Source organism: Kribbella kalugense, assembly GCF_004365875.1.
GTDB lineage: Bacteria > Actinomycetota > Actinomycetes > Propionibacteriales > Kribbellaceae > Kribbella > Kribbella kalugense.
Map to the genome: position 1 here is coordinate 125,223 of NZ_SODF01000003.1, position 26,938 is coordinate 152,160.

The 26,938-nt window shown below is 68.0% G+C and carries 35 protein-coding genes; 13 read left to right on the forward strand and 22 right to left on the reverse strand.

All coding sequences use genetic code 11. From position 1 onward, the window contains the following. Nucleotides 1-46: 46 nt before the first annotated feature. Nucleotides 47-1,096, reverse strand: a complete 1,050-nt coding sequence (locus tag EV650_RS31875) for a carbohydrate kinase family protein (protein ID WP_238174610.1) — start codon at nucleotides 1,094-1,096, stop codon at nucleotides 47-49. 137 nt (nucleotides 1,097-1,233) lie between these two features. On the opposite strand from EV650_RS31875, the gene EV650_RS31880 reads away from it, so the two are divergent. The 3 genes from EV650_RS31880 to EV650_RS31885 all read left to right on the forward strand — a co-directional run bounded on the left by EV650_RS31880 (nucleotide 1,234) and on the right by EV650_RS31885 (nucleotide 3,152). Beyond that, the gene (locus EV650_RS31880) at nucleotides 1,234-1,617 is read left to right on the forward strand and encodes a hypothetical protein (RefSeq protein ID WP_238174611.1); all 384 of its coding nucleotides are present in this window, start codon (nucleotides 1,234-1,236) and stop codon (nucleotides 1,615-1,617) included. Beyond that, complete coding sequence (locus tag EV650_RS40515) at nucleotides 1,610-1,774, forward strand: hypothetical protein (RefSeq protein WP_166678361.1); 165 nt, start codon at nucleotides 1,610-1,612, stop codon at nucleotides 1,772-1,774. Before EV650_RS31880 ends, EV650_RS40515 begins: the two co-directional genes overlap by 8 nt. Before the next feature lie 103 nt (nucleotides 1,775-1,877). Then, complete coding sequence (locus tag EV650_RS31885; protein WP_134122882.1) at nucleotides 1,878-3,152, forward strand: ABC transporter substrate-binding protein; 1,275 nt, start codon at nucleotides 1,878-1,880, stop codon at nucleotides 3,150-3,152. A 68-nt stretch (nucleotides 3,153-3,220) separates the two neighbouring features. On the opposite strand, the gene EV650_RS31890 is transcribed toward EV650_RS31885, so the two are convergent. Further along, nucleotides 3,221-3,424: a cold-shock protein gene (locus EV650_RS31890; protein ID WP_134122883.1), complete on the reverse strand. Its 204-nt coding sequence runs from the start codon at nucleotides 3,422-3,424 to the stop codon at nucleotides 3,221-3,223. A 467-nt stretch (nucleotides 3,425-3,891) separates the two neighbouring features. Here EV650_RS31890 and EV650_RS31895 point away from each other — a divergent pair, with 467 nt between their 5' ends. Next, on the forward strand, nucleotides 3,892-4,308 hold the full coding sequence (locus EV650_RS31895; RefSeq protein ID WP_134122884.1) for a cytidine/deoxycytidylate deaminase family protein: 417 nt from the start codon (nucleotides 3,892-3,894) through the stop codon (nucleotides 4,306-4,308). A gap of 35 nt (nucleotides 4,309-4,343) precedes the next feature. Here the strand turns inward: EV650_RS31895 and EV650_RS31900 are convergent, their stop codons facing one another. Then, nucleotides 4,344-4,715: a VOC family protein gene (locus tag EV650_RS31900; RefSeq protein ID WP_134122885.1), complete on the reverse strand. Its 372-nt coding sequence runs from the start codon at nucleotides 4,713-4,715 to the stop codon at nucleotides 4,344-4,346. A 29-nt stretch (nucleotides 4,716-4,744) separates the two neighbouring features. Between EV650_RS31900 and EV650_RS31905 the strand changes: the two genes are divergently transcribed. Further along, nucleotides 4,745-5,281: a winged helix-turn-helix transcriptional regulator gene (locus EV650_RS31905; protein WP_134122886.1), complete on the forward strand. Its 537-nt coding sequence runs from the start codon at nucleotides 4,745-4,747 to the stop codon at nucleotides 5,279-5,281. On the opposite strand, the gene EV650_RS31910 is transcribed toward EV650_RS31905, so the two are convergent. The 5 genes from EV650_RS31910 to EV650_RS31930 all read right to left on the reverse strand — a co-directional run bounded on the left by EV650_RS31910 (nucleotide 5,251) and on the right by EV650_RS31930 (nucleotide 9,509). Then, nucleotides 5,251-6,249 carry a TIGR03842 family LLM class F420-dependent oxidoreductase gene (locus tag EV650_RS31910; protein ID WP_238174612.1) on the reverse strand — a complete coding sequence of 333 codons (999 nt, stop codon included), beginning with the start codon at nucleotides 6,247-6,249 and terminating at the stop codon, nucleotides 5,251-5,253. The two genes, EV650_RS31905 and EV650_RS31910, sit on opposite strands and share 31 nt — an antisense overlap. A 6-nt stretch (nucleotides 6,250-6,255) precedes the next feature. Then, nucleotides 6,256-7,662 (reverse strand): dihydropyrimidinase, encoded by a 1,407-nt coding sequence (gene hydA / locus EV650_RS31915; RefSeq protein WP_134122887.1) that lies wholly within the window; start codon nucleotides 7,660-7,662, stop codon nucleotides 6,256-6,258. A 55-nt stretch (nucleotides 7,663-7,717) separates the two neighbouring features. Beyond that, entirely contained in the window at nucleotides 7,718-8,560 is an 843-nt protein-coding gene (locus EV650_RS31920) for a nitrilase-related carbon-nitrogen hydrolase (RefSeq protein ID WP_202875134.1), read from the reverse strand. A 73-nt stretch (nucleotides 8,561-8,633) separates the two neighbouring features. Next, the gene (locus EV650_RS31925) at nucleotides 8,634-9,302 is read right to left on the reverse strand and encodes a PhzF family phenazine biosynthesis protein (protein ID WP_134122889.1); all 669 of its coding nucleotides are present in this window, start codon (nucleotides 9,300-9,302) and stop codon (nucleotides 8,634-8,636) included. 15 nt (nucleotides 9,303-9,317) lie between these two features. Beyond that, nucleotides 9,318-9,509: a hypothetical protein gene (locus tag EV650_RS31930; RefSeq protein ID WP_134122890.1), complete on the reverse strand. Its 192-nt coding sequence runs from the start codon at nucleotides 9,507-9,509 to the stop codon at nucleotides 9,318-9,320. Between the two features lie 141 nt (nucleotides 9,510-9,650). On the opposite strand from EV650_RS31930, the gene EV650_RS31935 reads away from it, so the two are divergent. After that, the gene (locus EV650_RS31935; RefSeq protein WP_134122891.1) at nucleotides 9,651-10,082 is read left to right on the forward strand and encodes an SRPBCC family protein; all 432 of its coding nucleotides are present in this window, start codon (nucleotides 9,651-9,653) and stop codon (nucleotides 10,080-10,082) included. Then, nucleotides 10,057-10,605 (forward strand): TetR/AcrR family transcriptional regulator, encoded by a 549-nt coding sequence (locus EV650_RS31940; protein ID WP_134122892.1) that lies wholly within the window; start codon nucleotides 10,057-10,059, stop codon nucleotides 10,603-10,605. The genes EV650_RS31935 and EV650_RS31940 overlap by 26 nt, the downstream gene beginning before the upstream one ends. Here the strand turns inward: EV650_RS31940 and EV650_RS31945 are convergent. Beyond that, entirely contained in the window at nucleotides 10,586-11,755 is a 1,170-nt protein-coding gene (locus EV650_RS31945) for a serpin family protein (RefSeq protein WP_134122893.1), read from the reverse strand. The two genes, EV650_RS31940 and EV650_RS31945, sit on opposite strands and share 20 nt — an antisense overlap. Nucleotides 11,756-11,902: 147 nt before the next feature. Here EV650_RS31945 and EV650_RS31950 point away from each other — a divergent pair, with 147 nt between their 5' ends. Next, nucleotides 11,903-12,553 carry a flavin reductase family protein gene (locus EV650_RS31950; protein ID WP_134122894.1) on the forward strand — a complete coding sequence of 217 codons (651 nt, stop codon included), beginning with the start codon at nucleotides 11,903-11,905 and terminating at the stop codon, nucleotides 12,551-12,553. Here the strand turns inward: EV650_RS31950 and EV650_RS31955 are convergent. After that, the gene (locus EV650_RS31955) at nucleotides 12,542-13,441 is read right to left on the reverse strand and encodes an EamA family transporter (protein ID WP_134122895.1); all 900 of its coding nucleotides are present in this window, start codon (nucleotides 13,439-13,441) and stop codon (nucleotides 12,542-12,544) included. The genes EV650_RS31950 and EV650_RS31955 overlap by 12 nt on opposite strands. A gap of 73 nt (nucleotides 13,442-13,514) precedes the next feature. On the opposite strand from EV650_RS31955, the gene EV650_RS31960 reads away from it, so the two are divergent. Next, entirely contained in the window at nucleotides 13,515-14,423 is a 909-nt protein-coding gene (locus EV650_RS31960; RefSeq protein ID WP_134122896.1) for a LysR family transcriptional regulator, read from the forward strand. Between the two features lie 3 nt (nucleotides 14,424-14,426). Here the strand turns inward: EV650_RS31960 and EV650_RS31965 are convergent, their stop codons facing one another. Next, the gene (locus EV650_RS31965) at nucleotides 14,427-15,278 is read right to left on the reverse strand and encodes a helix-turn-helix transcriptional regulator (protein WP_134122897.1); all 852 of its coding nucleotides are present in this window, start codon (nucleotides 15,276-15,278) and stop codon (nucleotides 14,427-14,429) included. Between the two features lie 101 nt (nucleotides 15,279-15,379). On the opposite strand from EV650_RS31965, the gene EV650_RS31970 reads away from it, so the two are divergent. After that, nucleotides 15,380-16,825 (forward strand): MFS transporter, encoded by a 1,446-nt coding sequence (locus EV650_RS31970; protein WP_134122898.1) that lies wholly within the window; start codon nucleotides 15,380-15,382, stop codon nucleotides 16,823-16,825. Here the strand turns inward: EV650_RS31970 and EV650_RS31975 are convergent. From EV650_RS31975 to EV650_RS31985, 3 genes are read right to left on the reverse strand one after another with little or no spacing between them, the layout of a single operon-like run. Next, on the reverse strand, nucleotides 16,788-17,549 hold the full coding sequence (locus tag EV650_RS31975) for a pentapeptide repeat-containing protein (protein ID WP_134122899.1): 762 nt from the start codon (nucleotides 17,547-17,549) through the stop codon (nucleotides 16,788-16,790). The genes EV650_RS31970 and EV650_RS31975 overlap by 38 nt on opposite strands. Beyond that, the gene (gene prfB / locus EV650_RS31980; protein ID WP_134122900.1) at nucleotides 17,533-18,654 is read right to left on the reverse strand and encodes a peptide chain release factor 2; all 1,122 of its coding nucleotides are present in this window, start codon (nucleotides 18,652-18,654) and stop codon (nucleotides 17,533-17,535) included. Before prfB ends, EV650_RS31975 begins: the two co-directional genes overlap by 17 nt. Before the next feature lie 16 nt (nucleotides 18,655-18,670). After that, the gene (locus tag EV650_RS31985; RefSeq protein ID WP_134122901.1) at nucleotides 18,671-19,282 is read right to left on the reverse strand and encodes a TetR family transcriptional regulator; all 612 of its coding nucleotides are present in this window, start codon (nucleotides 19,280-19,282) and stop codon (nucleotides 18,671-18,673) included. Nucleotides 19,283-19,352: 70 nt separating this feature from the next. Between EV650_RS31985 and EV650_RS31990 the strand changes: the two genes are divergently transcribed. Then, a complete protein-coding gene (locus tag EV650_RS31990; RefSeq protein WP_134122902.1) occupies nucleotides 19,353-20,153 on the forward strand; it encodes an SDR family oxidoreductase in 801 nt (266 codons plus the stop codon). Here the strand turns inward: EV650_RS31990 and EV650_RS31995 are convergent. From EV650_RS31995 to EV650_RS32025, 7 genes are read right to left on the reverse strand one after another with little or no spacing between them, the layout of a single operon-like run. Beyond that, complete coding sequence (locus tag EV650_RS31995; protein ID WP_238174613.1) at nucleotides 20,146-20,577, reverse strand: Tad domain-containing protein; 432 nt, start codon at nucleotides 20,575-20,577, stop codon at nucleotides 20,146-20,148. The genes EV650_RS31990 and EV650_RS31995 overlap by 8 nt on opposite strands. Further along, nucleotides 20,574-21,023, reverse strand: a complete 450-nt coding sequence (locus EV650_RS32000) for a hypothetical protein (protein WP_134122903.1) — start codon at nucleotides 21,021-21,023, stop codon at nucleotides 20,574-20,576. The genes EV650_RS31995 and EV650_RS32000 overlap by 4 nt, the downstream gene beginning before the upstream one ends. Beyond that, the gene (locus EV650_RS32005; protein WP_134122904.1) at nucleotides 21,020-21,406 is read right to left on the reverse strand and encodes a TadE family protein; all 387 of its coding nucleotides are present in this window, start codon (nucleotides 21,404-21,406) and stop codon (nucleotides 21,020-21,022) included. Before EV650_RS32005 ends, EV650_RS32000 begins: the two co-directional genes overlap by 4 nt. Further along, nucleotides 21,406-21,603: a hypothetical protein gene (locus tag EV650_RS32010; RefSeq protein ID WP_134122905.1), complete on the reverse strand. Its 198-nt coding sequence runs from the start codon at nucleotides 21,601-21,603 to the stop codon at nucleotides 21,406-21,408. Before EV650_RS32010 ends, EV650_RS32005 begins: the two co-directional genes overlap by 1 nt. 14 nt (nucleotides 21,604-21,617) lie before the next feature. Next, nucleotides 21,618-22,556 (reverse strand): type II secretion system F family protein, encoded by a 939-nt coding sequence (locus EV650_RS32015; protein WP_134122906.1) that lies wholly within the window; start codon nucleotides 22,554-22,556, stop codon nucleotides 21,618-21,620. Then, nucleotides 22,553-23,413 (reverse strand): type II secretion system F family protein, encoded by an 861-nt coding sequence (locus EV650_RS32020; RefSeq protein ID WP_134122907.1) that lies wholly within the window; start codon nucleotides 23,411-23,413, stop codon nucleotides 22,553-22,555. Before EV650_RS32020 ends, EV650_RS32015 begins: the two co-directional genes overlap by 4 nt. Beyond that, nucleotides 23,413-24,690 carry a TadA family conjugal transfer-associated ATPase gene (locus EV650_RS32025; protein WP_134122908.1) on the reverse strand — a complete coding sequence of 426 codons (1,278 nt, stop codon included), beginning with the start codon at nucleotides 24,688-24,690 and terminating at the stop codon, nucleotides 23,413-23,415. Before EV650_RS32025 ends, EV650_RS32020 begins: the two co-directional genes overlap by 1 nt. 243 nt (nucleotides 24,691-24,933) lie before the next feature. On the opposite strand from EV650_RS32025, the gene EV650_RS32030 reads away from it, so the two are divergent. Further along, complete coding sequence (locus EV650_RS32030; protein WP_369409971.1) at nucleotides 24,934-25,440, forward strand: SigE family RNA polymerase sigma factor; 507 nt, start codon at nucleotides 24,934-24,936, stop codon at nucleotides 25,438-25,440. A 16-nt stretch (nucleotides 25,441-25,456) separates the two neighbouring features. Beyond that, entirely contained in the window at nucleotides 25,457-26,194 is a 738-nt protein-coding gene (locus EV650_RS32035; RefSeq protein ID WP_134122909.1) for a hypothetical protein, read from the forward strand. Here the strand turns inward: EV650_RS32035 and EV650_RS32040 are convergent. Continuing rightward, on the reverse strand, nucleotides 26,191-26,934 hold the full coding sequence (locus EV650_RS32040; protein ID WP_134122910.1) for a GntR family transcriptional regulator: 744 nt from the start codon (nucleotides 26,932-26,934) through the stop codon (nucleotides 26,191-26,193). The two genes, EV650_RS32035 and EV650_RS32040, sit on opposite strands and share 4 nt — an antisense overlap. Nucleotides 26,935-26,938 lie beyond the last annotated feature (4 nt).

Genomic DNA, 26,938 nt, shown 5'->3' on the forward strand with positions numbered 1-26,938 from the left:
CGGAGACCCGCGTCCGATACCCGGCGCGTTTGAAACAGGTGTACTACTACGCGTCCGACTGCCGCGCGATCGTCGCGGACGCCCGCCGCACGATCGGAACGGGCCCTTCGGGGAGGACGTCGCCGATGAATGTGTAGTAGTCGAGGACGCCCGGGTCGACGTCGCCCGGCCGATGCCGGCTGTGATCGCGGACCCAGTCGATGATGTCGCCCCAGCCTGGAGCCGCGAGCGAGCCGCCGAAGTGCTGCACCGACAGGCCGGCACAGAGATTGCCGAACGCGAGCCGATGGGCCAGCGGCCAGCCGCGGAGCGTGCCGAGCACGAGCGACGCGAGGAAGACATCACCGGCACCGGTCGGGTCGTACGACCGCACCGGCAGCGCGGGCACCTGCTCCTCCTCGCCGGTGGTCGAGTCGATCGCGAGTACGCCGTCGGCGCCGTTCGTCACGACCGCGAGCGGGACCCGCTCGGCGAGCTTGTGCAGCGCGGCCTTCGGCGTGTCGGTCCGCGTGTACGCCATCGCCTCGGTCGCGTTCGGGGTGAACGCGTAGAAGCCTTCCAGTACGTCGAGAACGGCCGGGGACCACTCGTCCGTCGGATCCCACCCGACGTCGCCGAACAGCAGCGCGCCGGACTGCCGCGCCTCGAGCGTCCAGTCGGGCAGCTCGTCGGCGACCGGCACGATCGCGGACCGTGTCTTCAGGCCGGGACCGACCAGTTTGCTGGGGTTCCCAGGGGCCTCGTGGGCGTGCGTGACCATCGCCCGGTCCCGATCGATCGACATCGAGACGGTGACGGGCGAGTGCCAGTGACCGATCCGCCTCGAGTGCGACAGGTCCACACCCTCCTGGTCGGCCAGGGTCCGCCAGCAGAAGTCGGCGTACACGTCGTCGCCGAAGACGGCGGCCAGGCCGCTGCGCAGGCCGAGCCGGGCGGCCGCGATCGCGAAGTTCGCGACCCCGCCGGGGCACGAGCCCATCCCCTCGGCGAAGATCTCGGTCCCGGTGGTGGGGGCGGTCTCCAGGCCGGTCATCACGATGTCGTAGAACACGGTGCCTTGTACGAACACGTCGTACATCTCGGGTTCGTCGGTCACTGTGACACCGCTCCTTGTCATCCTGGGTCAGCCTGATCAGCCAGTAGCAGCCTGTATCGGTTCTGTCGGTGGCGGGTGGAATGCTCCTTCGTAACATCATCGACCGGTCAGCACCACGGAATTGGGAGGACGCGTAGGTGATCCCCACCTGGATCTCGATCGTCGGCGTCGTCATGACGGTGCTCAGTCCGCTGCTCGCGCTCGGCGGCGTCTTCCTCGGCTCGTACCTGGTTCGCAAGTCCGACCGCGAGCTCGACACCTGGCGGCACCGCGAGGAGACCATGCGGATGGTCCGGTGGGCGGTCGAGCAGATTCTCGACGGCGAGGACGACGCGGGCACGGACGCCGGTGTGGTGACACTGCGTTCACTGATGCGGTCGGAGCTGTTACAGCCCGAGGACTACGACCTGGTCGCCGCGCTGACGGCTGCGGTAGCGATCGACCGGGTCGGTGCGGCCGCGTACGCTGAGATGGCGGATACGGATATCGAGGTCGTCGAGGGAGACAGTGACCATGGCTGAGAAGAAGACCGTCAAGGTCTCGCGCCAGGCTGTCGAGCTGGCCCGGTTGCACGTCGAGGCCGCTCGTAAGGCCGGCCGCAAACCCGACGCCGGCGTCGCCCGGATCGCGGGCGCCCGCCCGGACAACGGCGCAGGTGCCACGCCGGCTCCTGCCTGAGCTTTCTCTCGCGGGCTGGAATTGCCGCTGCGCGACACCGGTGGAGACGTAGGGTCATCCGGTGTGCACGGGCTGTGGGACCGTGCGGGACGGAGACGGCGTGATGAGTGCTGGGATCACCAGGCGGCGGATGCTGGGATTCGGAGCCGGGCTGGCGGCGATGGCGGTGGCCGGGTGCGGGTCGAACAGTGGCCGGCCGTCCAGCGGAGGCAGCAGCGGTGACAAACCCGCGCTGTCGCAGTGGTACCACCAGTACGGCGAAGCAGGGACGCAGCAGGCGGTCGAGCGGTACGCGAAGGCCTATCCGGACGCGACTGTGACGGTCCAGTGGTCGCCGGGTGACTACGAGAAGAAGGCCTCGACGGCGCTGCTCACCGATCAGGGTCCGGACGTGTTCGAGTACCCGAACGGCCCGACGATCGACATGATCAAGGCGAAGCAGGTCGTCGAGGTGACCGACCTGCTGGGCGATGCCAAGGGCGACTTCAACCCGGCCCTGCTCGAGCGGATGTCGTACCAGGGCAAGCTGTACGGGATCCCGCAGGTGATCGACATGCAGCTGCTCGTGTACCGCAAGAGCCTGCTGACCGCGGCCGGCGTACAGCCGCCGCAGACCGTCGACGAGCTGCTGGCCGCCGCGAAGAAGCTCACCAACGACAAGGTCAAGGGCCTGTTCGTCGGCAACGACGGCGGAGTCGGCGTGCTCGGCGGACCGGCGCTGTGGTCGGCCGGACTCGACTACCTGACCGCGGACAACCAGTTCGGTTTCGACGATCCGGCCGCGTTCGAGTCCCTGAGCAAGCTGCGCGAGCTGTGGACCTCGAAGGTTCTGTTGCTCGGGGCACCGACCGACTGGTCCGACCCGGCCGCGTTCACCCAGGGGCTGACCGCGATGCAGTTCACCGGCCTGTGGACGCTACCGGTGATCGAGAAGGCGCTCCCCGGCGACTACGGCGTACTGCCCTGGCCGAAGCTGAACGCGACCACCGGCAATCCGAGCGTCCCGGTCGGCGCGTACGCCGCGTGCGTGAACGGGAAGTCGAAGAACGCCGACGCGGCGAAGAAGTACATCAAGTGGCTGTGGGTCGACCAGACCGACGATCAGCTCGACTTCGCGCAGTCGTACGGCTTCCATCTGCCGGCCCGGAAGAGCCTGACCGCGAAGGCGGACAAGCTGAAGTCCGGCCCGGCCGCCGACGCCGTCAAACTCCTGAACGACAGCGGCCGTCCGCAGAACCCGATGCTCTGGTCACCGAAGGCGAGTACGGCGTACTCCGACGCACTGAGCCGGATCATCCGTAGCGGTGCCGACCCGGCCAGCGAGATCAAGACCGTCAAGACGGTCACCGAAGCTGAACTCAAGCGCATCGCCGGCTGACGAAACGGCCGCGGCCCCTCCACCGTGAGGTGAAGGGGCCGCGGCTGTGCCGACTGTGCTGCCTGGAATCAGACGATCTTGACGTACTCCGCCTGCTGACCCTTCGGGCCCTGGGCGATGTCGAACTCGACCCGCTGGTTCTCTTCGAGGCTACGGAAGCCTTCGGTCTGGATGGCGGAGAAGTGGACGAACACGTCCGCTCCGCCCTCGTCGACGGTGATGAAGCCGAAGCCCTTGTCGGCGTTGAACCACTTCACAGTTCCCTGTGCCATGTTGTTGCTCCTTGATCGGAGATGGGGCGTACCGCGGTCGCGGCAGGCCCGGCCGTCGTCGCACCGGCGGCACACCATCTCTCGCAAGGAAAGATCGAGATAAACCACAGCTACTAGAACTAAACCTGCTCTATAGAACCACGACCCCACCCAGTCCATTCCCACCGGGACCACTCCGGGGACTGCGAGCAGCCGCCCGCCGCGCCCGTCCGGACAGGGTTCTGCCTGGCTGGGGAGGATCTTGTGCCGTTCTGGGTACAAGATCCTCCCCAGACTGGTTGCCGCGGTCGGCGTGAGCCGGGTGCGGACCTGGGCTACTGACCAAGCGCACGCAGTCCCGCCTGATCACGCTCAGCCCTGGGCCGGTGAAGACTCGAGGGCGGGGTTGGTCAGTGATGCAGATCCGCAGCCACGACTACCCCCCGCCCCACACCGATGGCGGCGACGGGCGTGGCAGGGTAGGGCGCATGTTCACTGTGCAACCGCTGACCGACCACGACCGGGAGCTGATCGAGCTGGCCCGGCAGACGGTCGATGCGAACACCGACGGGGCCGACGGTGTCCACACGATGGGTGCCGCGGTCCGCGGTATCGACGGCCGGATGTACGCCGGCATCAACCTGTACCACTTCACCGGCGGACCCTGCGCCGAGCTCGTCGCCCTCGGCCGGGCCCGCGCCGAGGGCGCCCGCGAACTGACCACGATCGTGGCCGTCGGCAACGAGAACCGCGGCATCTTCGGACCCTGCGGCCGCGACCGCCAGATCCTCATCGACTACCACCCGGGCATCCGCGTCATCCTGCCAACGGAAGACGGTCCGGGATCGGTTCTCGCCACCGACCTACTCCCCGGCGCCTACCGCTGGACGCCTACCCCAGACTGACCTCGCCCTCCCGGAACCACCAGGTCAGGGCGTACTCATAGCAGTCTCTCGGCGAGCATGAAGGTGTTGCCGTCCGGGTCGTAGAACGTGGCGAGGCGGACCTCTTCGGCGATCTGCCGGGTCTCGCCGTCGAAGCGCGTGCCGAGCGACTCCAGGTGCGCGCGTGACGTGTCGATGTCGCGTACGCCGAAGGTGACCACGACACCGCCGTCGGTCTTCGGCTCCTCGACCTGGCCGAGCCCGATCGAGATCCCGGGCAACGGCGTACTCAACTCGGCCCAGCCCCAGGACTCCAGCCGGTGTACGACCTCGAAGCCGAGCGCCTGCTCGTACCACTGCACGGCCCGCTCCAGGTCGGAAACGTCCAGCGCGCAGACCGCGCGCCCGTCGTACTCGATCCCACCCATAGTCCTGTTTTTATACTAAGCTTACTTTCGTGTCAACGCTTGCCCGCCTGGTCCATTTCCGCTGGGCCGTCCCGGTGCTGGCCGAGCTGCACCGCGGCCACGGCGGGCGCTTCGTGAACCTCACCCACACCCTGGGCGTAAGCCGCGAGTCGCTGCGAAGGACGCTGACGTTCCTCCTCGAGACCGACCTGATCCGCCGCAACCCCGGCAAGGGCCACCCACTGCGACCCGAGTACCTACTGACCGACCCACAGCTCGGCGCAGACGCCGCCGTACTCACCGACCTCCTGGACAACCTCGGCGTAACCGACGTAGGCCTGAAGAAGTGGTCCCTCCCAACCCTCACCCTGCTGGCCTCGGAACGCCGCTTCTCGGAGATCCGACGCGCGTTGCCAGACGTGACACCGCGCGCCTTGACGCTCACGTTGAAGGACCTCGAGTCGTCCGGCCTGATCAACCGAACCGTCACCGAGCACTACCCACCGTCAACCGTCTACAGCACAACACCGCCAGGCCTCCGCCTAGCTCACGCAGCTCAGAAGTTGGGGATGATGTCCTTGCCGTAGGCGGCTAGCGTCGCTTCTTTGGCGTCGTGTTGGAGGTAGAGGGCGAACTGGTCTACGCCGAGGGCTTTGAGGTCGTTCAGGCGGGTGAGGTGGTTCTCGACCGGGCCGAGGATGCAGAAGCGGTCGACGACCTCGTCGGGGACGAAGTTTGTGTGGGTGTTGCCGGCGCGGCCGTGTTCGGCGTAGTCGTAGCCCTTGCGGCCTTCGATGTAGTCGGTGAGGGCTTTGGGTACGGCGCCGCTGGACCCGTAGCGTTCCACGATGTCCGCGACGTGATTGCCGACCATGCCGCCGAACCACCGGGTCTGTTCGCGCTGGTGCTCGAGATCATCCCCGACGTACGCCGGCGCCGCGACGCAGAACTTGATCGCCATCGGATCCCGGCCCGCCTGCTCGGCAGAACGGCGTACCGCGGTGATCATCCACTGCGCGATGTCGGGATCCGCCAACTGCAGGATGTACCCGTCGCCGACCTCGCCCGTCGCGGCCAACGCGCGAGGCCCGTACGCCGCGACCCATACGTCGAGCGCGCCGTTGTCGACCCAGGCGAACTTCAGCTGCTGCCCGCGGTACTCGACCGTCTCGCCGCGAGCCAGCGACCGGACAACCTCGACGCACTGCTTCATCTCGTCGATCGTGCCGGGCTTCGCGCCTAACGTCCGCAAGGCCGAGTCGCCGCGGCCGATCCCGCAGATCGTGCGGTTGCCGAACATCTCGTTCAGCGTGGCGAACTGGGACGCGATCACGGTCCAGTCGCGCGTGCCCGGGTTCGTCACCATCGGCCCGACGATGACTCGCTGCGTGTTCGCCAGGATCTGGCTGTAGATGACGAACGGCTCCTGCCACAGCAGATGCGAGTCGAACGTCCACACGTAGTCGAACCCGGCGTCCTCCGCCTTCCGGGCCAGCTCCACGACCGTGGACGCGGGCGGATCACACTGGAACACCACACCGAAGTCCACAGCCATTCCCCCTTACATCAAGTACGACGACAGGCCGCGCTTCAGGAACTTCCCCCGGCCCTTCCGGCCATGGTAGTTGCCGTCAGCCACGATCACCTCGCCGCGCGAGATCACGGTGCCCACTCGGCCCTGGATCTCGACCCCTTCGTACGCCGAGTAGTCCATGTTCATGTGGTGGGTCTCGACACCGATCCGCGTCGTACCGTTCGGGTCGTAGATGACCAGGTCGGCGTCGGAGCCCGGCTGGACGATGCCCTTCTGCGGGTACAGCCCGAACATCCGGGCCGGCGTGGTCGCGATCGTCTCCACCCAGCGCTCGAGCGAGATGTGGCCGTCGACAACACCCTGGAAGATCAGGTCGACGCGATGCTCGACGCTACCGATCCCGTTCGGGATCTTGGAGAAGTCGCCGATGCCCATTTCCTTCTGATCCTTCATACAGAACGGGCAGTGGTCGGTCGACACGATCGCCAGGTCGTTGCTCCTGAGACCCTTCCACAGATCGCGGGCGTGCGACTCGTGCTTGCTCCGCAGCGGCGTCGAGCAGACCCACTTCGCGCCTTCGAACCCGGGCGCGCCGAGCTGGTCCTCCAACGTCAGATACAGGTACTGCGGACAGGTCTCGGCGAACACGTTGCGGCCGAGATCCCGCGCCTCGGCAACCTTTTCGAGAGCCTGGCTCGCGGACAGGTGGACGATGTACAGCGGGCAGTCCTGGGCGACCTCGGCCAGCGCGATCGCGCGGTTCGTGGCCTCCGCCTCGAGTGCGGCCGGGCGGGTGATGCCGTGGTAAATCGGGTCCGTCTCACCGCGTTCCAGAGCCTGTTGCACAAGTACGTCGATCGCGATGCCGTTTTCCGCGTGCATCATGATCATCGCGCCGTTCGCCCGCGCGGTCTGCATCGCCCGCAGGATCTGGCCGTCGTCGGAGTAGAAGACACCCGGATAGGCCATGAACAGCTTGAAGCTGGTGATGCCCTCGTCGGCGACCAGCTGGTCCATCGCCTTCAGCGCATCGGCGTCGACGCCGCCGAGGATCATGTGGAACGCGTAGTCGATGTGGCACTCGCCCTCGGTCTTCGCGTGCCAGGCGGCCAGCCCGTCCTGCACCACCTCACCGGTCTTCTGGATGGCGAAGTCGATGATCGTCGTGGTGCCGCCGTACGCCGCCGCGCGGGTACCGGTGTCGAACGTGTCGCTGGCCGACGTACCGCCGAACGGCATCTCCATATGCGTGTGCGCGTCGATCCCGCCCGGGATCACATACTTGCCGGAGGCATCGATCACCTCGTCGGCGGTGATCGTCGGGGTGAACGACGGGTCGAGTAGGGCAACGATCTTCTCGCCGTCCACCAGCACGTCCGCGACCCGCGTCCCGGTCGGTCCGACGACAGTTCCACCTTTGACCAGCAAAGACATCTATGCCACTCCCCTTTGAGCGGAAAGAAAGGAAAAAGGACGGATTAGTTGAGTTCTACGGCTTCGTCAGGTCTCCGTAGGCGTCCGGGCGGCGATCACGGTAGAACTGCCAGCGGTCCCGGACCGTGTCCAGCAGACCGAGGTCCAGGTCGCGGACGATCAGTTCCGGATCGTGGTCATGCCCGACCTCGCCGACGAACTTGCCCTCCGGGTCGACGAAGTACGACGTACCGTAGAAGTCGTTGTCGCCGAACTCGGACTCGATGCCGACCCGGTTGATCGCGCCGATGAAGTACTCGTTGGCGACCGCGGAGGCCGGCTGCTCGAGCTGCCAGAGGTACGCCGAGAGTCCACGGCTGGTCGCGGACGGGTTGAAGACGATCTTCGCGCCGGCCAGACCGAGCGCCCGCCAGCCTTCCGGGAAATGCCGGTCGTAGCAGATGTAGACGCCGATCCGGCCGACCGCGGTGTCGAAGATCGGGTAGCCGAGGTTGCCCGGACGGAAGTAGAACTTCTCCCAGAATCCCTTCACCTGCGGGATGTGGTTCTTCCGGTACTTGCCCAGGTAGGTGCCATCGGCATCGATCACGGCCGCGGTGTTGTAGAGCACGCCCGGCTGCTCCTGCTCGTACTCCGGGAGCACCATCACCATCCCGAGCTCCTGCGCGAGTGCGGCGAACCGCTCGGTCGTCGGGCCCGGGACGGACTCGGCGTACTCGTAGTACTCGGCGTCCTGCTTCTGGCAGAAGTACGGCCCGTAGAACAGCTCCTGGAAGCAGATCACCTGCGCACCTTGAGCCGCGGCCTGGCGCGCGTACTCCTCATGCGCCTTGATCATCGACTCTTTGTCGCCGGTCCACGACGTCTGCACCAAAGCTGCCCTGACAACGTCCGCCACGAGACCTCCCCAAGTAGAGGCCCCCATGCTCCATCCGTCCCCCACCACCCGTCAACGGAAGCGCCGAACGCGGTCAGATCGTGATGGTGCGCCGTCCGCCGAGCCGGACCCGCCCGCCGACGGTGGCGTGAGTCGGGGGTTCGTGGGTCGTGTAGAGGTGGGAACCGGTGCCTTGGATGACGTGGAGGTCACGGCCTAGTTGAGCGGTCAGCTGGGTGACGGCGGAGCCGGTGGCCTCGTCTTCAACCACGCCCATGGCGGGTGCGAAGGCTCGGGCGCGGATGGCGTCGCCTTGCCAGGACCACAGGTAGGTGTGGCCGCCGGAGTACGCCGTGGGGTCCGCGGCGAGGACCGCCTCGGGTGAGTCGAGGTGGTGCCACTCCCAGGTGCTGCCCCAGGTGGTGTCGGCGCGGACGGAGAAGAGGTCGTCGCTGCGGGTAACGGCGATGGGGCCGGCCGGGACGTGAAGGGTGTCGACCGGGTGGCCGGTGGCGTGGAGCCAGGCGGCGGCGCCGACGGTGGGGTGGCCGGCGAACGGCATCTCCCCGGTGGCGGAGTAAATACGGAGCGTGCCGGTGGCCGGATCATCGACGTACACGGTCTCGCTGTCGCCGAGGTCAGCGGCGAACCGCTGCCGGTCGGCGGGTGGGACCAGGCGGCCGTCGACGATGCCCAGGGGGTTGCCGAACCGGCCGTCCGGGTCGGTGAAGACGTGGACGACCTGGACAGCCAGACCGGTCAATACAGTTCGGTCAAGTCAGAGGACGGCGATCGCGGCGATCACCGCGATCAGGAGCACGGCGGCGCCGACGACGGCGAGGATGCGCCCGTTGAGCCTCGGTTGGCGGGCAACCTCGGTCTCGCCCTCGTTGACGAAGGCGCGGAACATCTGCGTGTTCGCACCCGGGTCCTGCTCGTTCTCCACGTTCGGGACGTTCTGGTCAGCCATGGCCCAAGACCCTACCTGCACCCCGGACCCCCGGCACTCACCAAGGGCCCGGCTTTACCCACCCCTCACGCTCCGTTCAGCCTCCGTCGACGGCCGGCAAACACGTTGGTGAGTGGCCCAGGTCCATGTACCATTTGGTACATGCGCTTCGATCACTCCACCACGATCCAGGCCTCGCCCGAGCGGGTCTGGGAGGTTTTCAGCGACGTCGAGCGGTGGCCCGACTGGACCCCGACCGTCGATTCCGTCGAGCGGCTCGACCCGGGCCGGATCCACTTCGGCTCCCGGACCCGGATCCGCCAGCCCAAGCTCCCGGTCGCCGTCTGGGAGGTGACCAAGCTCGAGGAGGGCGAGTACTTCGAGTGGGTCTCCCGGGCTCCCGGGATCACGACCACCGGCGGCCACCGCGTGATCAGTACGCCGGAAGGCACGGTGGCGACCGCGACAATCATCCAGGAAGGTCCGCTCGGCTGGCTCTTCGGCAGGCTGTACGCCGGCCTGACCAGGCGCTACATCGCGACCGAGACCGAGAAGCTGAAGGAAGTCAGTGAGTCGGGAAAGTCTGTTAGCTGACGCGGTCGAGCATTTCGCCAAGAACGGGATCGGCGACGCCAGCCTGCGCAGTATCGCGACCTCGGTCGGCACCAGTCACCGGATGCTGATCTACCACTTCGGATCGCGCGAGGGTTTGCTGGCCGAGGTGGTTCGTACGGTCGAGCAGCAACAACGCGACCTGCTGGCCGAGGTGCTGGCGACCGATCTCCCGGTCGCCGAGCAGAACGAGCTGTTCTGGCGCCGGGTCACCGAGGCGACCCTGATCTACGGCCCGCTCTTCTTCGAGCTCAGCGCGCACGCGATGCAGGACCTGCCGCACACCGAGTCCCTCAAGGCGGACCTGATCAACGTCTGGCTGCCGCCGTTGATCGACCTCTGTATCCGCGCCGGGATCCCGGCCGACGAAGCACCGGCGTACGCGCGGCTCGGCCTGGCGGCGTCCCGCGGTCTGCTCTTCGACCTGCTGCTGACGGGCGACCGAGCGGGTGTCGACGAGGCATCCGCGCTGCTGAACCGCCTGTTCACTCTCCCGGTTCGGTAGGCGTCGCGACCCAGCCGGCCACGATCGGCAGCCGCGAATCCCGCAGTACGGCGGTGAACGCGAACGGCCGGTCCAGCGCGACGTCGAGTCGACGCTCCTTACGAGTAACCATCGCCGCCCGGGTCATCGCCATCGCGGTCACGGCCGCGGCCTCGAACCCGGTCGCGAAGAACCGCGCGAGCACCTTCTGCTTCGCCTGACCGACCTGGAGCGGCGTCGGACTGAGCGCGCTGAAATGCCCGTGATCCCCAGGATCCGAGGTGACCGCGGTCAGCCCGAACAGCTCCTGTGACTCGAGCAGATCGTGTTCGACCTCGATGCTGAACGACGGCAGCGAAAGCTTCACATCGGGTCGCGCCGACGTGGTCTGCGCGATCCGCACCCCCGGCGCAACCTCCGCACCGGGCTCGCCTTGCTCAATCAACTCCCGGCCGGACACCCCGCCGCTGGGGTCGGCGACGGCGTCCAGCAGTCCCGCCAACACCTCGGCCTGGGAGGTCTGCGGCTGACCGATCCCGAGAAGCACGTCCACGTCGGCGTCACCCACGACCGTGGCAACGGTCAGATCGCCATACCGCCGTACGGCGTCGAGGTCGGAGTCGACCCGTTCGAGCCAGTGCCACGAGCCTGCGAACGGACCATCGGGCACCCGCCGGAACTGCTCGGTGAAGGGACGAACCCAGGTCGTCCGCAGCAGCAGTGCCGAGGCAAGCACAAGCAGTACGCCGGAATCGAGGTCGAGCGGCATCTGCCGGATCAGGCCGTCGGTGTGCTCGGCGGCCCACGCGTCGAGTTTCGCCTTGTCGACGCCCGGGTTGCCGGTCAGCATGCCGACCAGCGGCGCGGGCATCACGCTGTCGAACGACTCCGCGAGCTTCAACTGCTCGCTCACCCAAACCCCGAGCGCAGCATGCAGATCCGCGGATCCTTCGATCGCCTCGATCAGCCGAACTGCGTCCGTCGATCCCGTCGCCGCATCGACTCCCGCGGCAGCAGCCAGCTCGCTACGACCAGGCTCGTCCGCGCCGGTCGCGAGGAGCGCGAGCAACGGCCAGAGGCCGAGCCCGGACACGACTGTGTTCTCCGCGGGGAGGCTCCGGGCCCAGCGGCTGGTCAGTTCGTTGACTGCGCGCACCACGTCGGCGTCCATGTCCTCCACCATGCCATGCCGGACCGCCAGGCCATCACAATCGCCGGGTCCCGACCCGCGCCACGCTCAGCGTCGCCGCCGTCCGCGCATTGTGATGGCCTGGCGGTCCGCCACTCACACGTCTCAGCCCGCCCACGTTCCATAGGTATGAAGCGAAACGTCGAACCCAAGGTCCTGTACTTCGGTACGCCGGTTGTGCTGATCAGCTCGCGCAACCCGGACGGCAGTACGAACCTCAGCCCGATGTCGTCGGCCTGGTGGCTCGGGTACACCGCGATGCTGGGAATGGGAACGAGCGCGCAGGCGGTCAAGAACCTGATCGAGCGGCCCGAGGTGATCCTGAACCTGGTCGATCCGGCCATGGTCGCGGCCCTGGACCGGATCGCGTTGCTGACCGGCTCGGAGGAGATGTCCGACAAGAAGCGTGCCCGCGGCTACCGCTACGAGCCGGACAAGTTCGCGGCCGGCGGGCTGACCCGCGAGCCGAGCGACCTGATCGAGCTCGACGCGGTCGAGGAGAGCCCGATCAACCTCGAGGGCCGGATCGTGAACATCCACGAGATCGGTGGTCCCGACTCGCTCCTGTGTGCGCTGGAGATGAAGGTCGAGCGGGTGCACGTCCGTGAGGACCTGCTGATGAGCAACGACCGCTACATCGACCCGCTGCGCTGGGATCCGCTGATCATGAAGTTCACCGAGTACTTCGCCGGCGGCGCACCGGCGTACGCCTCCTCGCTCGCTCGCGGGTGGGAGATGCCGCCGATGCCGATCCCGGCCTCCGTCGGGTCAGCCGACTGACGTCAACTCCGAGTCGGACTCCGCGAGCCGCGGAGTCCGGCGCCGGATGATCGTGCAGGCCATGCCGCCGATCACGAGCACGGCCGCGATCCCCTGCTGCAGTCCGACCGCTTCGCCGCGCAGTACCCAGGCCGCGGACATCCCGACAACCGGCACCAGCAGCGAGAACGGCGCGACCGTGCTGGCGTCGTACTGCCGGAGCAGGTAGCCCCAGACGCCGAAGCCGAACAGGGTGGCCGCGAAGGCGAGATACGCGATCGAGCCGATGCCGCTGAGGTCCATCCCGCGCAGCGCGTCGACGTCGGCCTGCGGACCTTCGGTGATCAGGGACAGGATTGTCAGCGGTACGACGGCGACCGCGCTCACCCAGACCATGAACCGCAGCGTGTCCGGCGGCTTGGCGTACCGGGTGATCGTGTTCGACACACCCCAGAAGCAGCCCGCGAGGATCACCAGCGCCAGCGCGCCGGCCGGAGCCGACAGCTCGCCGTCGAGCACGATCAGCACGATCCCGACACACGCGATGACGATGCCGACGAGCTGCGTCGGCCGCGGACGCTCCCGCAGTACGGCGATCGCGAAGAGGACTGTGAAGATCACCTGAGACTGCAGCACCAGCGACGCCAGACCGGCCGGCACGCCGTGATCCATCGCAATGAACAGCAGCCCGAACTTCGCCACCCCGAGCGCGAGCCCTACACCGACGACGTACCGCCAAGGGACTCGTGGCTTGCCGAGCAGGAAGATCGCGGGTACGGCGGCGAAGAAGAACCGCAGCGCGGACAGCAGCAGCGGTGGAACGCCTTCCAGGCCGACCTCGATGACGACGAAGTTGATGCCCCAGACAACGACGACGGCGAGCGCGAGGAGCAGGTCACGAGGCTTCATACGGTCCAGTCTGGGTGGCAGTACACTTAAGGACCAGCACCGATTACTACCGCCTTCAGTGTAGGAGTGCTAAATGATCGATCTCGGTCGGCTCCGCGCGCTGCACGCGGTCGCGCAGTACGGCTCGGTCAACCGCGCGGCCGAGGTGCTCGGCTACACGCCCTCCGCGGTGTCGCAGCAGCTGACGAAGCTGGAGCGCGAGACCCGGACGACACTGGTCGAGCGGCAGGGCCGCGGGATCGTGCTGACCGACGCGGCCCGGCAGCTGGCCTCGACGGCGGCGCGGATTCTCGAGCTGGTCGAGGACGCCGAGCTGACGCTGGACGAGCAGCGCGGGCAGGCGATCGGGACACTGAGTATCGCGGCCTTTCCGACCGCGGCCCGCGGGCTGCTGCCGCCGGTGTTGGCGCGGCTGATCCATGATCACGAGCAGCTCGACGTCCGCGTGCTCGAGACGGATCCGTTCGAGGCCGTTGCCGCGGTCAACCGTGGCGAGATCGACGTGGCGATCGTCCACGACTGGCAGAACACACCACTCGGTCTGCCGGACGGATTGTCGCGGGTGAAGCTCGGCTCGGATCCGGCCGACGTACTGGTGCCGGCGTCGCATCGCCTTGCAGGCAAGGAATTCGTCCGAGCGGAGGACTTGGTCGGCGAACGCTGGATCTGCCAGCCGGTCGGGTCGATCTGCCACGAGTGGCTGGTCCGGACGATGCGTCGCGCCGGCGTCGAACCAGAGGTCGCCTACTCGATCGCGGAGTACCAGACCCAGCTCGCGATGCTTGCCCGCGGCATCGGCATCGGGCTGCTCCCACGGCTCGGTCGCGGTCCGGTCCCCGACGGCGTGGTCGTCGTACCCCTGCAGCCGGCTCCGAGTCGCCGCCTGTACGCCGTCTGGCGGACGACCACCTCCCGCCGTCCCGCGATCACGGTCACGCTCGCCACGCTGAAAGCCGCCTGGCCAGACCGCGACACCGCCTGAAGATCACTTGTTGACGATTAGCCGGAGCTTGGCCTCGGTCTCCTCGTCGAGTGCCGTGTAGACGGTCACCCGCAGCGGCCCGAGCTGCGACAGCCACAGGTTGACCGGCTCGATCTGCAGGAGTCCGAACCCGTCGACCGAGAGCACCTTGGTGCGGGTGCTCGGCGCGGCCACGTCGTACCGCTCCCAGAGCTCCGTGAAGTACGGCGAGTTGCTCAGCAGCCCCTGGATCAAGTCCTGCCAGAGCGCCTCGCCGACGTGGTTGGCCGAGGCCGCGCGGAACGCCGCGACCATGTGGTGCTTGGTCGTCTCCGCGTCGACGAAGCTGCACTTCCAGCCGTCCGAGACGAAGTTGAGCCAGAGCAGGTTCCGCTCTTCGACCGGCACCGTGTTCAGGTCGATGACCACTTTGCAGTAGGCCTCGTTGAACGCGAGGATGTCGTACCGCGAGTTCATCACGAGCGCCGGATACGGCTGGACCACGTCGAGCGTCTTCTGCACCGACGGAGGCAGCGCCGAGCAGACACCCTGCGTCGGCCCGAGCCGGAGCCCCGCCAGGCTGTACAGGTGGCTGCGCTCCTGCCGGTCGAACCGCAACGCCGTCGCGATCGCATCCAGGACCTGGGCGGACACGTTGATCTCACGACCCTGCTCGAGCCAGGTGTACCAGGTGACGCCGACTCCGGCGAGCAGTGCGACCTCCTCGCGCCGCAGACCCGGCGTACGCCGTCGGCCGCCCGGAGCGAACCCGACCTCGTCCGGCCGGATCCGCTCTCGCCGGCTACGCAGGAACAGCCCGAGCTCCCGCCGCGGCGACGTCGCGGTTCTGTCGGTGGCTGCTGGGACAGTGGTCATGAGACCATCATGGGCGTTGGTGGAGCCGGGTGCCAGGTGCTGCGAGTAATAGGATAACCAGGCTCTCACCACCAGGATCCAGATGCATCCATCCTGGATGCATGACAGACCAGCTCCACGTCGCCACCCCCGGCGTCACCGCCCGGCCGCAGGTCGCCGTGCCGCTGAATCCGGTGGCCCTCACGACTCTGATCTTCGGCGCCTTCCTGCCGATGCTTTCCTTCTTCGTCATCAACGTGGCCCTGCCCGCGATCGGGTCGGACCTCCACGCCACCTCGGGCGAGCTCCAGCTCGTGGTCGGCAGCTACGGCATCGCCGTGGCCACTCTGCTCGTGGTCGGCGGTCGCCTCGGCGACACGTACGGCCGTAAACGCCTGTTCCTGATCGGACTGGTCGGCTTCACGGTGATGTCGCTGATCTGCGCCATCGCCCCGAGCATCGGCGTACTGCTCGTCGCCCGGGTCGTCCAGGGCGCAGCCGGCGCTGCCGTCACGCCGCAGGTGCTGGCAACGATCACCAGCCTGCTCAAAGGCGAGCACCGCGCCCGCGCGATGGCCATATACGGCGTGGCGGGCGGGGCCGCGGCCGCGTTCGGTCAGATCCTCGGCGGCGTATTGGTCGAGGCCAACGTGTTCGGCCTCGGCTGGCGGGCCGTGTTCCTCGTCAACGTGCCGGTCGGCATCCTGGGTGTACTAGCCGCGACCCGGCTGATCCCGGAGACCAAGGCAGACAAGGCGCAGCGCGTTGACCTCGTCGGCGCCGCACTGCTCGCGCTGACTCTGGTGCTGCTGCTCCTGCCACTCACGGAGGGCCGTCCGCTCGGTTGGCCGCTCTGGACGTGGCTCTGCCTCGCAGCAACGATTCCGGCGGTAGCGGTGCTCGGCGTACACCAGCATCGGTCCGAGCGGTCGGGTGCGGCTCCACTGATCCCACCGACCGTGCTGCGACTGAAGGCGATGCGGATCGGGCTCCTGCTCGCAGTGGCGTTCTTCACCACGTTCGGCGGCTTCATGTTCGTGTTCGCGCTAGCCACTCAGGGCGAGGCGCACATGTCCCCGCTGGAAGGCGGTCTGAGTCTGCTGCCGATGGCGGTCGGCTTCCTGATCACGTCGATCTACGGTCCGCGCCTGCAGGTCCGGTACGGCGCCGGCCTGATCGTTCGGGGCTGGATCATCCAGGCAGTCGGGTACGCCGTACTCGCGGTCGTCGCCCTGACCGTCTGGCCCGACGTAAACCCGTGGAAGCTCGCCGTACCGATGCTGATCGCAGGCTTCGGGTCCGGCCTGGTCATGGTGCCGCTGATGGGAGTCGTGCTCGGTCAGGTCCCACCGGCGCAAGCCGGCCTGGGTAGTGGCATCCTGCTCACCAGCCAGCAGACCTGTCTCGCGCTAGGCGCAGCAATCGTCGGTACGGCGTTCCTGTCGCTGGCCGGGACCTCATGGGGCCAGGGCGGCGCACTGGCCGCGGTAGCCCTGGCAATCACAGCGATCTCGCTGCTGATGACCCCGGTCACGCACCAGCTGCGGTCCAGTGGGAAGGGCGTGTAACTGCCGTCGGCAGTTTGGTTGCCTGGTCGCCTCGCGCGGCGTTGACCTGGGACTGGGTGAGGAAGAGCGCACCCGTCAGGTCGGCGCCGCGCAGGTCTGCGTCCCGCAGGTCCGCACCGATCAGGTCCGCCTGCCGCAGGTCGGCACCACGCAGATCCGCACCGATCAGGTAAGCGCCGCGCAGGTTGGCCTTCGCCAAGTCGGCGCCACGGAGGCGAGCTCCGATCAGGTCCGCGCCACGGCGTTCTTTCTTCTTGCTCTGCTTGCCGCGGAGGCGTTGGCTGGTCTTGAGGAGCAGTTCGTTGACCGCTGCCCGCTCGGCGTTCACGTCGACCGTGGTGAGGTCCGGCGTACGACTCACGTCTTCGATGCGGGCGATCGCCGGCCGCGCTGCCTCGTCGTACTCGAGGACCTCGGTGAGGTACCAGAGCAGCTCGTGCAGCTGGCGGAGTACTGGCAGCGCCGCGAACATCTCAGCGGACGACTGCCCTCTCCTGGTGATCTCCTGCCCGGCACCGAAGCAGTCGTAGACCGTGCATCCCTGAAAACCCTTGCTGCGCAGGTCTTTGTGGATGCTGCAGCGGAAGTCGTCGCTGAGATTCGGGCACGGCTCGCCCGCGGGCTTGTCCAGCGCGAAGTCCGCCGACTTGTTGAAGGTCAGCGCAATGCAGCAGAGGCCGACGCAACTAGTGCAGTCGGCCCGAAGCTCAGTTTTGTTCGGCAACCGTGTGGCCGGTCCGGCGCCAGCGGATGCCGGCCTCGATGAACTCGTCGATCTCGCCGTCGAAGACACCCGAGGTGTTGCCGGACTCGAACTGCGTCCGCAGGTCCTTCACCATCTGGTACGGGTGCAGGACATACGACCGCATCTGGTCGCCCCACGAGCCCTGCACGTCGCCGCGCAGCGCGTCGATCTGGGCCCGCTCCTCGGCCTTCTTCAAGGCGAGCAGCTTGGCCTTCAGGATGACCATCGCGGAGGCCTTGTTCTGCAGCTGCGACTTCTCGTTCTGGCAGGAGACCACGGTGCGGGTCGGGATGTGCGTGATCCGGACCGCGGAGTCGGTGGTGTTGACGCTCTGACCACCCGGACCGGACGAGCGGTACACGTCGATCCGCAGTTCCTCTTCCGGCACGTCGATCTCGTCGGTCTGCTCGAGCACCGGGACCACCTCGACCGCGGCGAACGAGGTCTGCCGGCGACCCTGGTTGTCGAACGGCGAGATCCGCACCAGCCGGTGCGTGCCGGACTCCACACTCAGCGTCCCGTACGCGTACGGCGCCTTGACTCCGAACGTCGTCGACTTCAGCCCGGCCTCCTCGGCGTACGACGTGTCGTAGACCTCGGTCGGATAGCCGTGCCGCTCCGCCCAGCGCAGGTACATCCGCTGCAGCATCTCGGCGAAGTCCGCGGCATCCACACCGCCCGCACCGGACCGGATCGTCACCAGCGCTTCGCGTTCGTCGTACTCGCCGGACAGCAGCGTGCGGACCTCGAGGGACTGGATCGCCTTGGTCAGCGGGCCGAGATCCTTCTCCGCCTCGGCCATGCTGTCGGCGTCGTTCTCCTCGCGGCCCAGCTCGATCAATGTGCCGAGGTCCTCGAGCCGGCTGCGCAGCGCGGTCACCCGGTCCACGTCGGACTGCAGGCTGGACAGCCGCGACGTCACCTTCTGCGCGTTCGCCTGGTCGTCCCACAGGTCGGGCGCGGCAACCACCTCGCCGAGCTCATCGATCTCCTTGCGCAGGGCAGGGAGATCCAGCACCTTCTCGATCGAGGTCAACGTCACGTCGAGCTGCTTCAGCTCCGCGTCAAAATCCAGTCCAGCCACAACCAAGCAGCGTACCTCAGGCGAGACCACGACGAAGAACGGCGAAAACCTCAGCGACCGCCTTCTCCAGCTCGACCTGCGCCTGTGCGACCTCCTGCGGCGACGCCTGGTCGGACAGGATGCCCATCAACTGTTCCTCCAGCACGTTCTGCGCGGCCGCATACAGAGCCGCGATCAGCCTGTTTCGCAGGTGATCCGGCGATCGTTCATCGAGAGCCTCGGTGAGCAAGATCTCCAGCTCGGAGGCGGCCAACCGACGACGAGCTAGCAGAGCCGGACTGTCCTCGATCGTCCGGACGAACTGCTTCCAGGTGGCCAGGTGCCCGACGTCGAACCGGCCCCGAGTCCCCGCGAGGTACTGCGCCTCCAGCACGTCGATCGGATCCGCATCCGCCGGCGCCTCCCCGATCGCCTGCGCCGGACCTCGCCACCACCCCGACTCGTCGAAGAACAGATCCTCCTTGGCCGGGAAGTGATTGAACACCGTCTGTACGGCGACATCGGCCGCGGCGGCCACCTCCGCGACGGTCACCGCGTCGAACCCGCGCTCGAAGAACAGCGTGGTGGCCACGTCCGAGATGGCCTGCCGCGTCTGCTGCTTCTTGCGTTCCCGCCGCCCGAGCTCCATTGCACCGAGGGTAGTGCATCTGCTTTACTGATTCCAATCATGTAGTCACTACAACTTTGGAGCTTCTCACATGACGATTCTCGTCACCGGCGGTCGCGGCGCGATCGCCCGCGCCGTCACCGCCGGCCTGATCGCGGCCGGCCAGGACGTCCGCGTCGCCAGCCGCGAACCCTCTGACCTCCCGTCCGCGGTCAGCTACGACGCGGCCGACCCTGCCCCCGCCCTCCGCGACATCAGCCAGGTCTTCTTGTACTCCGACCCGCACTCGGCGCCTGCCTTCGCGGCCGCTGCCCAGGCCGCCGGGGTAAAGCAGGTCGTCCTGCTGTCCTCGCTGTCATCCCTCGACGGTTCCGAGGATCCGCACGCGAAGACCGAGCAGGTGATCGCCAACGGTTCGTACGCGACCACGCGGCTGCAGCCCGGCGCGTTCATGAGCAACGCGCGGTACTGGGCGCACCAGGTCCGCGCGACCGGCCAGATCCGGCTGCCGTACCTCGACGCCGAGGAAGCGCCGATCCACTCGTTGGACATCGCCGACGCCGCCCTCCGCATCCTCCTCGACGGCCCGGGCAGCGGCCACGACGGACGTGGCTACCCGCTCACCGGACCGGAGTCGATGACGCGGCGGCACCAGATCGCGCTCATCACCGAGGTGACCGGCGTACCAGTCGAGGCCGTCGAGCTCACGCCCGACGAGGCCCGCGGCGAGATGCGCATGCGCGACGAAGGCCAGCGCGAAACCCTGCTCGCCTACTGGGCCTCACGAGTCGGCATCCCGCACCCGATCGAGCCCGGCGTAGAACTCCTCACCAACCACACCGCCCGCACCTGGACCACCTGGCTCACCGACAACCCAGGCCTCTTCACCTGATCGGAACGATGGCGGCGGACTCGGAGGATACGTCGGCTGAGCCGGGGAAGCCTGGGGGTTGGAAGGGGAGGTCCGCGGTGGAGGTGAGGCGGACGGTGACCGTCGTACCCTCGACGTCCACGGACCAGTCGAGTCCGTCGAATCTGTTGCTTGCAGCAACTTCATTGAGGTAGTCGGCGGTCAGCCGGGCGGCCTGGTCCGGGTCGATCGCCGCGTTGCCGCCGGCACCGGGCTGGGCGTAGACGGCGGCTAGTCCGTTGGCCGCGGCAAGGACCGCACCGTCCGCGGTCGCGTCCAGGTCCCGCCGGACCAGGAAGACCTTCGAGATGTCGGTCACCACCACGATCATCAACAGGATAATCACGGTGAAGCCGATGATGAGGACGGTCATCTGGCCGTCCTCGCCGCGTCTGCGCCGGCTCATCCCGAGCCCTTGGCCTGGCGGTAGTCGCCGAACGCCTCGGTGTGCGAGGCGCTGATGTGGATCGCCGGCGGTTCGCCGCCGAGCGCGTCCGGGATGAGCGGGAGCCGGACCTCGGTGTCGAGCGTGACGGTGACCGTCGACCCCGGCTGCAGACAGGCCGGGTCGCAACTGATCTTGAGGTCGTCGGAGCCGAGGTCGATGCCCTGGTCCTTCATCGCCAGCTTCGCGGCGTCGAACGCGCGGGCTCGCGCCTCGTCCTCGGACACCCCGTCCGGCACGATGATGAACGCGCGGCCGGCAGCCCGGGTCGCCGCGGTCGCGCCGTACGACGCCCGCTGTACGTCGAAGACGCCGAGCATCATGTAGACCAGCGGGACCATCAGCAGGATCGCCAGCCAGGAGAACTCGACGACCGCACTCCCGCGCTCGTCCCGCCGGCGGCTCACTCGCCCGTCTCCTTCACTGCGTGCCCTTGGACGCTGAACGAGATGCCTGGACCCCACAGCCCGAGCGGCGGCATGTGTCCCTGGACGGTGACCTCGACGCCGGGCTGTCCGTCGATGTCGGTCTCGTCCGCCGACACCGAGTCGATCAGCTGGTCCCGCACCACGCCGCTGATCAACTCCCGGGTGCGCGCCTCACCGTCGGCCGGCTCCCGGTTGAGCACGGCCGCGTAGTGCGCACCCTCGGAGGCCGCGGCGGTCACGGTGTTGCGCACGTACAGGAACAGGCCGACCTGGAGGATGCCGAGGAACAGCGGGACCAGGATCGTCGAGACCAGGACGAAGTCGACGACCGCCGATCCCCGCTCGCCGCGGGCTTTCCGCATTACTTGTTGGCGACCGACGACAAGGCATTCCTGAGCATGGTGGCGAGTTGGTCACCGGCGAGTGTCCAGATCGCGACGACCAGACCGGCCGTCATCACCGTGATCAGCACCCAGCCGGGTACGTCGCCGCGCTCCTTCCGCGCCGGGCGTGGCCTCAGCAGCAACGCCACGAACAGTCTCGTCAGGTGTAGGGACATGACCTCTCCTCGATTCATCCGGCGATCAGCCGGATTCCGACAGCGCCTGGGTAGAAGGCGAAGGCGATGGTCACCGGGAGGACCAGAAAGATCACCGGCACCATCATGGCTACTTCGCGGCGCGCACCGGACTCGATCAGCTCGCGGCGCCCCGCTTCCCGGATGTCGCCGGCCTGCGCCCGCAGTACGTCGGCCAGCGGGGTGCCGCGCTCCAGCGCCACCGCCAACCCGTCCGCGAACCGCGACAGCGCCAGCAACCCGGTGCGGTCCGCGAGCGCGTCGAGCGCGCGGACCAGTGTCTCCCCCGCCCTGGTCTCTGCCAGGACCCGTTTCAGTTCGTCGGCCAGGTCGCCCCGGCACGATCGCGTCACCCGGTCGAGGGCGGCCGCCGGACCCTCTCCGGCCGCGACCGACAGCGCCAGCAACTCGGCCACGGTCGGCAGCTCGGCGAGCAGTCGCCGCTCACGCCGCCGTACCTGTGTGGTCAGGAAGGTGTCGCGACCGAGGACTCCGACGACCCCGAGGACCAGGCAGAAGACCAACATCGCCACCGGGTTGCCGACGCCGAACGCGACGGCGACGATCGAGATCACCAGACCACCGCCGAAGGCCAGCGTCCCCCAAAGCAGCTGCTCGATCCGGAACTCCTCCACGGTCCGCTCGATCCCGGCCCGCTGCATCCGTCGCCGGATCGTGCCCGCCCCGCCGAGGATCCGCTCCAGCCGTCGCGCCGCCGAACGCAGCGACGGGCCGAACAGCCGCAGGATCGCGTAGAACGGCGACCGCGAGTCCACTACCCCGACGAAGACGTCCGGCGCCCCGAGATCCTGCAGGTACGGCGAGATCCGCTCGTCCACCGAGGGTTTGCGCAGGAACGGCAGCCGCAGTACGGCGAGCAGCAGGCCGGCGCCGAGCAGCGCGCCGAGGGAACCACCGATCAGCATCGGGCTCATCGCAGCACCCGCTCCGGCTCGGGCAACCGGCCGATCCGCAGCATCACCCGGTACGCGATCACGCAGATGACCGCACCCAGGCCGATGATCACCGCGCCGACCGGAGTGTTGTACCGCTGGATCACGTCGCCCTGGAAGGACAGCAACGCCAGCACCAGCCACGGCGCTGCGACCGCGACCCGGGCCCCGTTGACCGACCACGACTGCCGCGACTCGAGCTCGGACCGGGTCCGCGCATCGTCGCGCAAAAACGTCGACAGCGACCGAAGCAGCCGGCCAAGGTCGCCACCACCCACCTCACGCGCGATCCGCAGCGCCTCGACCACCCTGTCGCCGACCGGATCCGCCAGCCGTGCCTTCAACCGGTCCAGCGATTCGGCGAACCGGCCCGTCGACGCGTAGTCCGCACCGAACCGCCGGAACGGCTCCCGCAGCTGCACCGGCCCGCGCTCACCCACCTGAGCCAATGCCTCGGACAACGACAGGCCGGCGCGGACCGCCGACGCGACGTTGTCCACCACGTCCGGCCACAACTCGCGGAACTCGCCCAGCCGCCGACGAGCCCTGGACCGCACCAACGCGATCGGCATCCAGCCCGCCATCAACCCGAACACCGCGCCGACCGGCAATGCGCGGGAAACCAGGAACATCAGCAGGAACCCGGCCACGCCGGTGATCAAACAGGCACCGATGAACGCACCCGGCGTCAGGCCCTCGATGCCCGCACTCGCGAGCAACTCGCGGCTCTTCGCCCGCAGCCACCCCTCCTTGTCGGGACCGGCCTCGGCCGGCGCAACGAACGCCGCGATGATCAGCAGCAGCCCGACACCGAAGAACAGCCCGATCAGAAGTCCCATCAGCCCGCGACCCCCGGCAACTCGGTCAGCAGCCCGGCCAGGTTGTACCCCGCCTGCTGGAACCGCTCCGGGTGCGGCAACTGGCCCTCGGCCCGGCGCAGATACCCGTCGTACGTCGCGAAGATCGTCTCGGTCTCGATCGTCTGCTCCTCGAGCCGCCCGGTCACCGCCACGATCTCCCGCACCCGCCGTCGCCCGTCGGCCGCGATCCCGAGGTGTACGACGACGTCGACGCAGCCGGCCACCGTCGGCAGCACGAACCTTGAGCCGATGTTCTCGCCGGCCAGCAGCGGCAGCGTGCACATCTTGGTCAACGCCTCGCGGGCCGAGTTCGCATGGATCGTGCACATGCCGGGGAGGCCGCTGTTCAGCGCGAGCAGGAGGTCGAGGCACTCCTCGCCGCGGACCTCGCCGACGATCAGCCGGGACGGCCGCATCCGCAGCGACTCCTTGACCAGGTCCCGCAGCCGCACCTCGCCCGTACCCTCGAGACCGGCCTGCCGGGTCTGCATCGACACCCAGTCGGGGATCGGCAGCTTGATCTCGAAGACCTCCTCGCAGCTGATCACCCGCTCGCTGCCGGGGATCGAACCGGCCAGCGCGTTCAGCATCGTGGTCTTGCCGGCCTGCGTGCCGCCGGAGACCAGGACATTGAGGCCGACGGCGACGGATGCCTCGAGCACCGCGGCCGCGTGCGGTGTCAGCGAACCCAGCTGGACCAGGTCGCTGATCCGGGTCGCCCGGACGGTGAACTTGCGGATGTTGATCGCGGCGTACCGCTGGGTGATGCCGCCGAGGACGATGTGCACCCGGCTCCCGTCCGGCAGCCGGGCGTCGGTGAACGGCTGCGACACGTCGATCCGGCGGCCGGTGGTCTTGAGCATCCGCTCGACCAGGTCGCTGACCTCTTCCTCGGTCAGCACGGTCGTGGTCAGCTCGTGCCGGCCCTCGCGGGCGATGAACACCCGGCTCGGCTCGTTGATCCAGATCTCCTCGACGGACGGGTCGTCCAGGTAGCGCTGCAGCGGCCCGAAGCCCGCGACCCGGTCGTGCACCTCCCGGCTGACCGCCTCGAGGTCGCCGATCGGCGGGACCACGCCGGACAGGCTGCGCTCGTCGTACTCACGGACGACGAGCGCGACGATCGCGTTCACCGCGCCGGGGTCGCGCAGCGGGTCGATGCCTTCGCGGCGCACCACGTCGCGCACCTGGGCGTCGATCAGCTCGATGGCACCGTCCCAGCCGGATCGGTGCGCGTCGAGCCTGTCCGCTGTCATCGATCTCCCCGTGTGTGTCCCGTCTGGCGACCACGCGGTCACCATGCGCGACCATCCTTTCAACCCTGGGGCACCCGGCGCCACTCGCATCCGGGGCCCTGTGGACAACCGTGACACGCCAATGGCTCACTCACCGTATCCATCGCCTCACGAACAGGTCCAGGAAATTGCAGGTTGTTGCAATTCGTAGGTAACAGAACCCGGACTCGTGGCGTCGAACCGGTTGTAAGTGACCTCGGGAGGGTGGCTTTGACACGGTCGACGCAGGACTTCGAGGAGTTCGCCAAGGCGCGGACCCCGCAGTTGTACCGGTCAGCATGGCTGCTGGCCGGTGAGCACCACCTGGCCGAGGACCTGGTCCAGGAGACGCTGGCCAAGCTGTACCGGGCCTGGCGGCGAGTGGAGCAGGTCGACAACCCGGCGGCGTACGCCCAGACCGTGCTGGCGCGGACGTACATCTCCCAGCGGCGACGCAGGAGCTCGACCGAGCGGCCGGTGGAGCGGACGCCCGACCGCGCGGACCAGGTGGGCGACCACGAACTGCGCCTGTCCTTGCTGCAGGCAATGGCCGAGCTGTCCCCACTGGACCGCGCAGTGCTGGTACTGCGGTACTTCGAGGACCGCAGTACCGAGCAGGTCGCGCAGGACCTCGGTAAGAACACCGGTGCGATCAGGACACGCACATCACGGGCTCTGGTCCGCCTACGGGCGGTCCTGGGCGACGAAGCCGTCCACCTGACCGCACATTGATCTGGGAGCAACGCAAATGACCGACCTTCACGACAGCCTCCCCGACCTGATGCGGCGGGCCACCGAGGACCTCGAGCCGGCCACCCCCGAGCTGGTTGCCCGGGGCATCAGTCGCGGCAAGGTATTGCGCCGTCGCCGGACCGCCCTGGCCAGTCTGTCCGGCGCAGCCGCAGTACTAGCCACCGTCTGCATCATCGTCGGCAGCACACAGTTCCTCCAGCATGGCGCCGCGCCGACTGTCGCTCCCGCCGGCCCACCGACCTCGCGACCAGCGAAGAAACATCCCGTGACTCCCGCGGAGTCGTTGGCCACGCTCGCCCAGCTGCTGCCTTCCGGCCTGCGTGCGACGGAGCCGACCTCGTCCGGCGGCAACGGATCGAACATGAACGACGCCACGATCCGGCTCGACGACGGCAAGGGATCCTCACTGCTCACCCTGAGCGTCTCGACCGGCGACCCGATCACCGACTGCAACCCGTTCCCGCCAGGCTCCTGCACAGTCCAGCCCAACCGGTCCGTGTACGTCGTCCGCGACAACAAACCGCTCTACACCGACCAGCCGAACCCCGGTGGGCTCAGGCAGACCGCAGTCGAGCTCTTCCATCCGGACGGCACCCAGATCAGCCTGACCAGCTACAACGCGCCGAAGGACAAAGGTGTCGAGCACAGCAGACCACGTCCGCTGTTGACGGTCGCGCAGCTGACGCAGATCGCCTACAGCAAGCAGTGGGCGTACCCACCGCGGGCCTCTTAGCGGTGAACCAGCGTGTGCTCGAAGGAGTAGCGGCTGGCTCGGTACAGGTGGGAGCCGTACTCGACCGGCTGACCATGGTCGTCGTACGTGATGCGGGTGGTCGCGAGAAGCGGTGAACCGGGCTCCTCCGACAGGAGCCGGGCCTGCTCGGCTGTGGCGGGGATGGCGGAGATCGTCTGGTGCGCCACCTTCAGCCGAACGCCCTCGGCCCGGAGCAGCTGGTAGAGACCACGCTCGGCCAGTGTGGCCGGGTCGGTCTCCAGGAGGTCGGGCGGGAGCCAGTTCCGCAGCAGGGCGAGTGGCTCGCCGTCTGCCCGTCTGAGTCGCTCCAGCCTGAGCACCCGGTCGCCCTGCTCGCACTGCAAGGCTGTGGCGACTTCAGCGGTCGCGGGCGAGATCCCGAAGCGCAGCACCTCGGTTTCCGGCTTACGGTGCGCTGCGGTCAGGTCGTCGTACAGGCTGGTCAGCTCGAGGGAACGGCGTACCTGGCCGGAGTTCCCGACCACCTGGGTGCCGACGCCGCGTTTGCGGACCAGCAGGCCCTGGTCGACCAGGCGGGCGATCGCTTGCCGCACCGTTGGCCGGCTGAGCCCGTACGCCTCGGCCAGGTCGACCTCGTTGCTGAGCCGCGACCCGACCGGCAGTTCACCGCCCTGGATGGCCGCTTCGAGCTGCTGCGCCAACTGCACGTGCAACGGCGTACGGCTGTTCCGATCGACCTGGACCTGGACGGTACTCATGGGC